Origin of the sequence: Spirosoma spitsbergense DSM 19989, from assembly GCF_000374085.1 — a bacterium.
In the GTDB taxonomy this organism is placed as follows: Bacteria; Bacteroidota; Bacteroidia; order Cytophagales; family Spirosomataceae; genus Spirosoma; species Spirosoma spitsbergense.
This window is the reverse complement of sequence record NZ_KB893586.1, coordinates 30,711-41,290: the sequence shown is the minus strand read 5'-3', so window position 1 is coordinate 41,290 and position 10,580 is coordinate 30,711. Positions and strand designations below refer to the sequence as shown.

The following is a 10,580-nucleotide window of genomic DNA, read 5'->3' as shown; positions in this document are numbered from 1 at the left end:
CGTTGACCGTAGTGGCGGTCATGCCATCCGTCAAATCCGACGACATAACCTTACCGGCTACCACGTGGTAGGTCAGGATACCCGTCAGCGTCTCTTTGCTTTCGGGCTTCACCAGCGTATCAACCGTACCGGCGGGCAACGCAGCAAACGCGGCATCGACGGGGGCAAACACCGTGAATGGACCCGTGCCACTNAGCGTTTCGGCCAGACCAGCGGCCTTTACGGCGGCAACAAGGGTGTTAAATGAGCCGTTTGAAACGGCAGTTTCGACAATATTCATGGAAAATGGTTTTGTTATACAGAAGAAGGACACTGCGTTCAAGGCCTTTGTTCAATTTCGAGTAAGGCTTCATCATTTGTTCACAGTGACCACAGTCCATGAAGTGCAGCCTGTAGAGATTATGCCAGTACCGTGTGTCCTGATCCCCTGAATGTGAGCCAGTGAAANGTAGTGATTTTATAAGTACAGTAAGATAAGCTACCCTTTACGTTGAAAATAGCNAAAAACCTATTCGATAGGCTTCAGATGGATGGTACGTATATATTTCTCGCGTGACAAATATGTTTAATTCCTTACAGCCCTTCCTGTTACCCATGCGGCCATTTCAGTCAATGAAAGGGTAACTGATGCTATTTAATGAACTCGTTATTTTGTTCTCAATGAATGCTTTGTGTTAATAGCAGCTACCGCTGAAACCGTTAAGAAAACCCTCCGATTCAAACTGGGACTGGCCAAGATATGAATGGGGAATGAAAAGGAAGTCGCTTGTCCCCTTGCTTCGGCCCCGCGGTGGCGTACCACTCCAATTCCAACCGACTGTACTGAAAAGCCTTCCCTCTAAAAAGCCGCGCCGGTTGAATCTGAACGCAGCTTTTTCGTGTCGAGTAGTGGGCGGCCAAAATCACCGAAACATACACCACTTATGGAGTTGACAGGTATTTAGACGATGCCTTACGTATATTTGGCTATTTATCGTCTTTATAGGCTACAACACCACCTACAGTGAAAGCGATCAGGCTCGTTTTGGGGATACTACTCGGCCTTTGTTCGCTTTCGCTGACCAAGGCGCAGCAGTTTACCGCTTCGGTGAAACACCATAGTCCTGAAAATGGCTTATCGCACCGGGAGGTAAACGCCATTTTTCAGGATCGGCAGGGTTTTATGTGGTTCGGGACCAAATTGGGGCTGAATCGATTCGATGGGTTAAATTTTACCACCTACACCAAAGAGCGCAACGGACTTGGCTTCGACGATATACAAGCCATTGCTCAGGATGCCGATGGGCTGTTATGGCTCATGGGGCCCTACAGCCAGGCACAGATTACCCTGTTCAATCCGCTGACAGGCACGGCCGTTTCATTTGATAAAAAGTTTAAAAAACTCCCCCTGACGAGTTCCCTGGTTAGCAAGCAGCGGGTATTTGGCAGCGATAACGGCACCATTTTCTTCGCCAATTACCAACCGGCTATACTGGTTTCATACCACCCCAAATCGGGTCTGCACTATGTTGCACTGCCCCGGTATAAAAACCTGACGGTACTCCATGTTACTCCCCGTAATACCGTCTGGGCCATCGCAGGTAATAATATTTTGGTAGAACTAACCGGGGATGGGCGGGTGCTTCACGAGTTTCAACATGACAGGGCCGGAATTGAGGTCTGTTTGGGCCAGCGGAATGCTGGTATCGAGTTTTTCTATCTTGCCTACGGCACGCCCAACCGTCCTCAAAATGTATTGTACAGCGTAGACGAGCGTGGGTACCGACGCGAGTTACCGGCTTCACTACTGCAACGAAGAGCGGAGCTTCTCTTCCCGGTTTGCTACGCGTTTGACCGTAGCGGATTAATTTGGAATGGCACGCAGCTACGGAGTCTAACCCGGGGAAACCTACTGGATCTAAAGGGCCAACTGGCAGGCCAGTCGGCAGAGAACCGATGTTTTTTTCGCGACAAAAACGGCTGGATGTGGTTGGGAACCAGTTTTGGGGTATTTCAGGTCAAAGTGGTTGAAAACTACTTCCACCGCCTGTTTTACGAGCCGGCCAACGCGGAAAAGACGGTAGCCGTTCGGGGAATCAGCGTTATTGGGGATGAGGTGTACGCCAACCTGGAAAAGAAAGGCTTATTTACCTGCAACCTGTCGGGTGGGTCGGTAAAAAGTCTGTTTGGGGGTGGCACGTTCTATGGCCTAAGCCACAATCAGTCAGGGAAACTGCAGGTTGGCCAAATCAATCAGTTAACTACGTATGACCTTCAAAGGGGTACCAACACCACATCGCCACTAGCCACGGCCGAATCGATCTGGACCCTGTACCCGTTCAGTAATCAGCACCTGATCGCCGGTGGGCTTTTGGGTCTTTGGTTGGTGGAGGCCAAAACGGGGCAGGTTTTGCCTTTTAGCCGGTACAACCAGTTTCCCGAACTGGCCCAGGCGCATGTGCTTCATGTCGGGGCTGATCGCCAGGGCACCATCTGGATCTGCGCGATGACCGGTTTATACACGGTTGATCCGTCAATGGGCGTCACAGCCCGTTACTGGAGCGGGGGGAAAGGGCGCTTTCGGCTGCCCGCCGATAGCTATCAGCATTTTTATCAGAACCCCCAGGGGGTGTTTTGGCTGGCGACGGCTAATTCCGGGCTCATTCGGTGGGACCGCCAGCGGAACACGTTCCGGCAGTTCAGGCGTACTGAAGGGTTATCCAACGATAATATTTACGCCGTGTACGCCGACCGCCGTGGCCATCTGTGGCTAAGCAGCGATTACGGCATTATGCAGTTTGATCCCGTCGGGATGACCACCCGGTCCTATTCGGTGCAGGATGGCATTACTCACAATGAATTCAACCGCATTGCCCACTTCCAGGATCAGCAGGGGCGACTTTATTTCGGGGGCCTCAATGGCATTACGGCATTTAATCCCCCGGATTTTGAACGGGAGAAACCCCCGGTTACGCTGCCCCTGCGCATCGTCTCGTTTCGGCAGTTTGATAATTCACTGGACAAACTCGTTGACAAAACCGACGAACTCCTGAAAAGCAGCCAGATTATTCTGCAGCCTGGCGACCGGACCAGTGTATTGGACTTTGCCCTGCTGAACTACGCCGACGCTCAGAAAAATGTGTATGCGTACCAGTTTAAGGGGTTAGACAACGAATGGACGTATCAAACCGAGCCCTCGCTGCGGTTGGGTAATTTACCCTATGGCGACTATCAATTACTGGTGAAGGGGCAGGCGGCTGATGGTCGATTGTCGTCGGCGAACCTGGCTATCCGGGTGATTGTACTGCGTCCGTTTTACCTGCGCGGTTGGTTTCTGATGCTGATGGGGTGCCTGCTGATCGGCTCCATCTGGGGGTGGGGGCGGTGGCGACAGATCCGCCACCGGCAGGAACAAACCCGGCTGCAAACCCAGATTAGGCAGGCCACCACCCAAATTGAAGCGGATAAACAGATCATTGAGCAGCAGGCTCAGGTACTTCAGCGGCTCGATGAGACAAAGTCCCGCTTTTTTGCCAATATCTCGCACGAGTTTCGCACGCCCCTCACTGTGATTTTGGGCATAGCGGCCAACCTCAACCGGCAGCCTGATCCCAGCCTACGGCTGTCGGCGGGCCTTATCGAGCGCCAGGGCAGCAACCTGTTGCGGCTGATCAACCAGATACTGGAGCTCTCCCGGCTGGAAGCCGGCCAAATGCCGCTTCCGCTGGTGCGGGGCAACCTACTGGGCTTTATCCATTACGTCGGTGAATCGTTCCATTCGATGGCGAAGGCCAAGGGCATACACCTACAGTTTGACGCAGAGGAAGTCTCTATTGAAGCCGACTTTAACCCCGACAAAGTCCAGGACATTTTAGCCAACCTGCTGGCTAATGCCATAAAATTTACCCCTAGTGGCGGACAAGTGACGTATGCAGTCGCCCTTCAGAATAGCTGGCACCCGCTCACCCTGGCGGGATACTACGAAGCAATTACCCCGATCCGCCATCTCGATGAGTCGTGGATTCGGATCACTGTCTGCGATACCGGACCTGGCATTGAACCAGCCAGTCTAACCCGGATCTTCGACCGCTTTTACCAGGTAGGGCATCCGAACAACTCGCTGGGGGGTGGTACAGGCATTGGCCTCTCGCTGGTGCGGGAGTTGGTGGGGCTGATGCAGGGTGGCTTGGCGGTTCGCAATCAATTTGGCCGGGATGGGTCTAGTCTGGGCCAATCCCGGCGGGGCGCCGAGTTTGTGGTTAGTCTGCCCCTGACCCGGCTGGCACCCCTGGCAGAGAATGTGCTGTCCCCACCGCTGCAGGTCAGCGCCGAGCCGAGGGAGTGGGTCGAACCCGCGCACGATGCGGCCAGTGAGCGACCCGTGCTCTTACTGGTGGAAGACAATGACGACGTAGCTACCTATATCCAGACCTGTTTGCAGGGGGAGTACCGGGTGGCTCGGGCCGAAAACGGGCAAACAGGCATTGACCTTGCGCTGGCGACCATACCGGATCTAATCCTGAGCGATGTCATGATGCCGCTCAAAGATGGTTTTGCCCTCTGCGACACGCTGAAGAACGACGAACGGACCAGCCATATTCCCATCGTGTTGCTCACGGCCAGGGCTGCGGTGAGCGACCGCATCGCGGGCTTACGGCGGGGAGCGGATGCTTACTTAGTGAAGCCCTTCCAGCGGGAAGAGCTGCTGGTCGTGTTGGGAAACCTGCTGCAAACCCGGCACCGGTTGCAGCACTACTACGGCCAGCTGGCCCTGGGTCAGCTACCCGCAACGCCCGTCCCGGCAGACATCGTTGATTCGCTGGAAGACCAGTTTGTGGTGAAGCTGCATGGAGTCTTAGCCCCTCATCTGGATAACGCCGAGTTAAGTGTTGAAAAAATATGTACGTTGATAGGCATGAGCCGCAACTCTCTACACCGGAAGCTGACCGCCCTAACGGGGATGTCGATCAACCCCTATTTGCGGGCCTTGCGCTTACAAAAAGCCAAAGAGTTACTCCTGTTACCAGAGTTAAGCATTGCTCAGGTCGCCTACGCCGTGGGTTTTGACGACCCAAAGTACTTCAGTCGGATTTTTTCAGAAGCGTGTGGCGTCTCCCCCAGCACGTTTCGGGGCCTGGATCATAAATAATTTCTTTTTTTCACGGCCTGGGACAAATCTCCACCTCATTGGGCTAAATCTCCACCTGGTTTGGGGTCAATACCCGTACCCTTGCGGGGCGATTCTCCATAATCAATCCCCTAACCCGCGCGGCTACCATGACGCTAACCCTTACCTCTTCTTTTCTCACCCGGCTTACTGGCTCCTTACGCCAGCGCGTTGCCCCCACGCTGGGGCACTATCCTATCCAATGGGCTGTATTCAGTTTGATCGGGTGTCTGCTCAGCGGGTCGGTTGTGGCCCGCAACCCAACGCTATCCGCGTCAACCGACCCGGCCGAAACGGTCAATGCTCCGGCTGACAGCAGGACGGCGGGTCGGGAATCGGTACTGGGCCTGCCGGTGGTAGACCATCCCGACTATGCCGGACTGGTAGATCTATATAATGCCACCAATGGTTCCGGTTGGACCAACAAAACCAACTGGCTTTCCACCACCGACCCATGCGGTGCAGGATGGTATGGCGTTTCCTGCCAAGGTGGACGAGTGACAGCAATACGTTTAGAGAACAACAACTTGGTTGGCACGCTGCCCAGTAGTTTAAGCACGCTTACCAACCTGCGAACTCTCTGGCTGTTCACCAACAAGTTGAGCGGCTCTCTGCCCAGTAGCTGGAGTGCACTGACCAACCTGGTTGAACTTGAACTGTCAAGAAACCAGTTGAGCGGCCCTTTGCCCACCAGTTGGAGTGCGCTCACCAACCTGTTGGAGATTACGCTGTTCGCAAACCAGTTGAGCGGCTCTCTGCCCGATAGCTGGAGTGCGCTCACCAAGCTGGTTAAGCTTGAACTGCGCATTAACCAATTGAGCGGCATCCTACCCACCAGTTGGAGCGCGCTCACCAACTTGCAAGAGCTTCGGCTGAACAACAACCAGTTGAGCGGTTCTCTGCCCAGTAGCTGGAGTGCGCTTACCAACCTGGTTGANCTTGANCTGNNNANNAACCANTTGAGCGGCNNCNTNCCCACCAGTTGGAGTGCGCTCACTAATCTGCAGGGGATTAATTTGTATATCAATCAGTTGAGCGGCCCTTTGCCCAATAGCTGGAGTGCACTGACCAACCTGGTGTTTTTTTATCTGTACAGCAACCAGTTGAGCGGCTGCTTTCCGGCCTCTTACACCGTGTTTTGTGGAGGAGGGAGAGCAATTAGCTTCGCTAACAACACGGGCCTGCCCGGAGGGGGTGATTTCAATGACTTTTGTCGCCGGGGTATCGGCCAGTGTATTCCTCTTGCTGTTACGCTTTCGGCCGGCAGCGCGGATGTCTGTGTAGGCAGCACTGTCACGGTGAGTGCCAATGTGTTGGGGGGGGTAGGTACGCCTACCTATCAGTGGTACAAGGACGCAACCCCCCTGACCGGTAATAATTCGGCTACTACGGCCAGCCTGAGCCTGAGCAACGTGCCGCTAAGTGCTGCGGGTAACTACTCGGTAGTGGTGAACGACGGTAGCAGTAGTGTGACCAGTTCAGCCTTTCGCCTGACGGTCAACACGGCACCAACGGCCAGCATCAGTCCCGTTACTGCGACGCTGAACTGTACCACGCCCAGTGCCAGCCTGACAGCCAGCGGGGGGACCACCTACCGCTGGGAGGATAAGTCCACGGCTGCCGTGCGTACTGTGAGCAGCGCGGGTACCTACTCGGTTACCGTCACCGGTGCCAGCGGTTGCACGGCTTCGGCCAGTACTACGGTAACTGAGGATAAAACCCCGCCCACGGCCAGTATCAGCGGTAACCTGACCGTCACCAGCGGGGGCAGCACTACCCTGACGGCGGGGGGGGGCACCACCCAGATTTGGTCGACGGGCGAGACCACCCCCAGCATTGTGGTCCCGGCGGGTGTCTACTCGGTGACAGTCACTACAAACAATGGCTGCTCGGCCATCGCCAGCGCCACAGTGGGCACCCTGAACACCGCCCCCGTGGCCACGGCTAACGCCAACCAAACCGCCACTGTCGGTACGGCCTTCACCTATACAGTGGCCGCCTTCACCGACCCCGAGGCACAGCCCCTGATCTACACGGCTAACATTGATCCGGCTAACGGTTTTTCCTTTGATCCGGCCACGCGCATCATTACCGGAACCCCCACCAGCATCGGTGTGAGCAGCATAAGAGTGACAGCGAGTGATCCAGGGAGCCTGACGGCCAGTACCAGCTTCACCATTACGGTGAGTCCGGCCCCGGTCGTGGTCACTCCGCTGACGCTGAACTTCACGGCCAGTCCGGCGACGATTCTGACGACGGGAACGACCATGCTGTCGGCCACGGTGTCGGGTGGTACGTCTCCGTATGCATACCGCTTTACAGGACCGGGCACCATTGCGGCCAGCGGCAACACCGCTGGCGTGTCGGGCCTGAGTGCGGGTGTACAGACCTTCACCGTCACGGCTGCCGATGCGACCACGCCCATCAACCAGACTATCTCGGCTACGGTAAGTGTGACGGTGAGCCAGGCCAATCAGGCTCCTACCACCAGCGGCATCAACAACCAGACGGCCACTATAGGGCAAGCCTTCAGCCTCGACGTGGCTTCTTCCTTCTTGGACCCTGATGGGGACGTGCTGACTTATTCGGCCAGCGGTCTTCCTGCCGGGCTGACACTGGCAGGCAGCACCATCAGCGGTACGCCTTCGATGTCAGGTGTAAGCAGCGTAACGGTGAGGGCTACCGATCCGGGTAGTCTGTCGGTCGCTGCCAGCTTTACCATCACGGTGAGTCCGGCTCCGGTGGTGGTAAAGCCACTGGCACTTACTTTCACGGCCAGTCCAACGATGCTTCTGACGACGGGTACGACCACGCTGTCGGCCAGTGTGGCGGGCGGTACAACGCCCTACCGTTATGTCTTCAGCGGGCCTGGCACCATTACCCCCAGCGGTAACACGGGGAGCGTGTCGGGCTTGTCGGCGGGCGTAAAAACCTTCACCGTTCTGGTCACTGACGCTACCTCACCCACCAGCCAGACCCTCTCGGGTACGGTCAGCGTGACGGTGATCCAGGCGAATACCCAGCCTACGGTGGCTAACCCGGTAGTACCTCAGTCGGCTACGGTCGGTGTCGCCTACACCCTCTCACTAGCCAGTGTGTTTACCGACGCCGAAACACCCAACAGCCTGATCCTCAAGGTGTCGAGTCTGCCAGCGGGGCTGAACTTCACGGCGCCTATGACCATTTCGGGTACCCCTTCGATGAGTGGTGTGACGAGTGTGATGGTGAGGGCCACCGATCCGGGCAGTTTGTCGGCCAGTACCAGCTTCACTATTATGGTTAGTCCGGCTCCGATGACCAATCAGGCTCCGGTAGCTACGGCCAACGTCAACCAGACCGCTACGGTGGGCACGGCCTTCGCCTACACGGTCAACGCCTTCACCGACCCTGATGGGGATGCCCTGACCTACTCGGCCAGTCTCAGTCCGACCAACGGGTTAAGTTTCAACCCCACCACCCGCGTCATCTCGGGTACGCCTTCTCTGTCTGGGGTGAGCAATGTGACCATCACAGCCACTGATCCGGGGAGTATGATGGCTAGCACCAGCTTTACACTCACGGTGAGTCCGGCTGGGAGCACTCCCCCCCCGCCAAGTGGTACGTTCAGCATCACGGGGGTTCAGACCATCCGTTGCGAAGTGCTCTCCGCGGGCCAGCGCCGACTGACGTTCAATCCGCAGTACGCGGGACTGAACGGAGCACCAGTGAGTTTCTCGGTCGTCAGTGAACTGGTGGCGACCACCAGTCCCGGCCCCTACATGCTGAATCTGTACACTGATAACCCGGTTATCACCCTGAGTGCTGCCCAGAGCGGGGCCAATACCCTTTTTGCCTACAACTGGCTGTCGGTGTGCAGCAGCACGACGGCTAACACCCCGCCTACCGTAGCGAATCCGGTTTCGCCCCAGTCGGCTACGGTGGGTGTGGGCTACACGTTGTCTTTAGCCAATGTGTTCACCGATGCCGAAACACCTAACGGCCTGGTGCTGTCGGTGACGGGCCTGCCCGCCGGGCTGAACTTCGTGGCTCCTTCGACCATCTCGGGTACGCCCTCGATGAGTGGGGTAAGCAGCGTAACGGTAACGGCGACTGATCCGGGCAGTCTCTCGGCCAGTACCAGCTTCACCATCACGGTGAATCCGGCCGCCGGTACCCCACCCCCGCCAACGGGTACCTTCAGCATCACCAGCGTGCAGACCATCCGTTGCGAAGTACTCTCGGCGGGGCAGCGCAGACTGACCTTCAATCCGCAGTATGCGGGCCTGAACGGGGCACCGGTGAGCTTCTCGGTGGTCAACGAACTGGCCCCCACCACGGCACCGGGTCCCTACACGCTGAATCTGTACACCGACAATTCGGTGGTGACGCTCCGGGCGGTGCAGAGCGGGATATCGAGTAGTTTTGCCTACAACTGGCTGAGTGCGTGTAGCGCTTCAACGGCCAACACCGCTCCGACGGTGGCCAACCCCGTACCACCTCAGTCGGCTACGGTGGGCGTGACTTATACGCTCTCTTTGGCGAATGTGTTCACCGATGCCGAGACGCCCAATCAGTTAACGCTGACAGTGAATGGTCTTCCAGCGGGGCTGAACTTCGTGGCTCCTTCGACCATCTCGGGTACGCCCTCGATGAGTGGGGTAAGCACAGTGACGGTAACGGTGACCGATCCGGGGAGTCTGAGTGCCAGCACCAGTTTCAGTCTCACGGTGAATCCGGTGGGTAGTACGCCCCCGCCGACTACATTCAGCATTACGGGGGTTCAAACCATCAGTTGCCAGGTGCTCTCAGTGGGTCAGCGCCGACTGACGTTCACTCCCCAGTATGCGGGCCCGAACGGCACACCGGTGAGCTTCTCGGTGGTCAACGAGCTGGTTCCTACCACCAATCCAGGACCCTACACGCTGGATTTGTACACCGACAACCCGGTCATCGGTTTACGAGCGGTTCAGAGCGGGGTAAGTGCTAGTTTCAGCTATGGCTGGCTGGCAGCCTGCAACCCGGGTGCCCGGCTGGGCACGGGTTCAGAAGTGCCGCTGACGGTCACCGTATTGGGTAACCCGGTGGTGGGCGAGTCGGTCGAAGTAGAGGTGCGGGGTGTCGACGGGCAGGCCCTGCGCCTGCAACTGACCAACGAGCGGGGTCACCCGGTGATTGAGCAGTGGGTTGGTCGGGCCGGGGTAGTGGAGCGTCAGACGCTCCGCCTGGGCCAGGTTCCAGCGGGTGTGCTGCTGCTGCGGGTGAGCACATCCACGCAAAGCCAGACGCTCAAGCTGCTCAAAACGGAGTAACATTGGTTCCTGACCAGACGGATTTACAAAAGCAGCCGCGCTCATTTAAATAAGCGCGGCTGCTTTTGTGATTCGGACGTTTAAATGAACGTATGAATGTACCAGTCCCCAAGCAGGACTGGGATCAATAAAATCGTTCTTAAGCG

The 10,580-nt window shown here is 56.8% G+C and carries 3 protein-coding genes; 2 read left to right on the top strand and 1 reads right to left on the bottom strand.

Annotated features, from left to right (window positions below; translation table 11 throughout):
• Positions 1-280 (bottom strand): fasciclin domain-containing protein (locus B157_RS36145; protein WP_020606591.1); only part of this gene is annotated, 280 nt, incomplete at its 3' end.
• A 723-nt stretch (positions 281-1,003) separates the two neighbouring features.
• Here B157_RS36145 and B157_RS0127805 point away from each other — a divergent pair.
• Together B157_RS0127805 and B157_RS39920 are read left to right on the top strand one after the other, a co-directional pair.
• Complete coding sequence (locus B157_RS0127805; RefSeq protein WP_041952301.1) at positions 1,004-5,128, top strand: hybrid sensor histidine kinase/response regulator transcription factor; 4,125 nt, start codon at positions 1,004-1,006, stop codon at positions 5,126-5,128.
• A gap of 128 nt (positions 5,129-5,256) precedes the next feature.
• Positions 5,257-10,434, top strand: a complete 5,178-nt coding sequence (locus tag B157_RS39920) for a putative Ig domain-containing protein (RefSeq protein WP_020606588.1) — start codon at positions 5,257-5,259, stop codon at positions 10,432-10,434.
• The last annotated feature ends 146 nt before the right edge of the window (positions 10,435-10,580 follow it).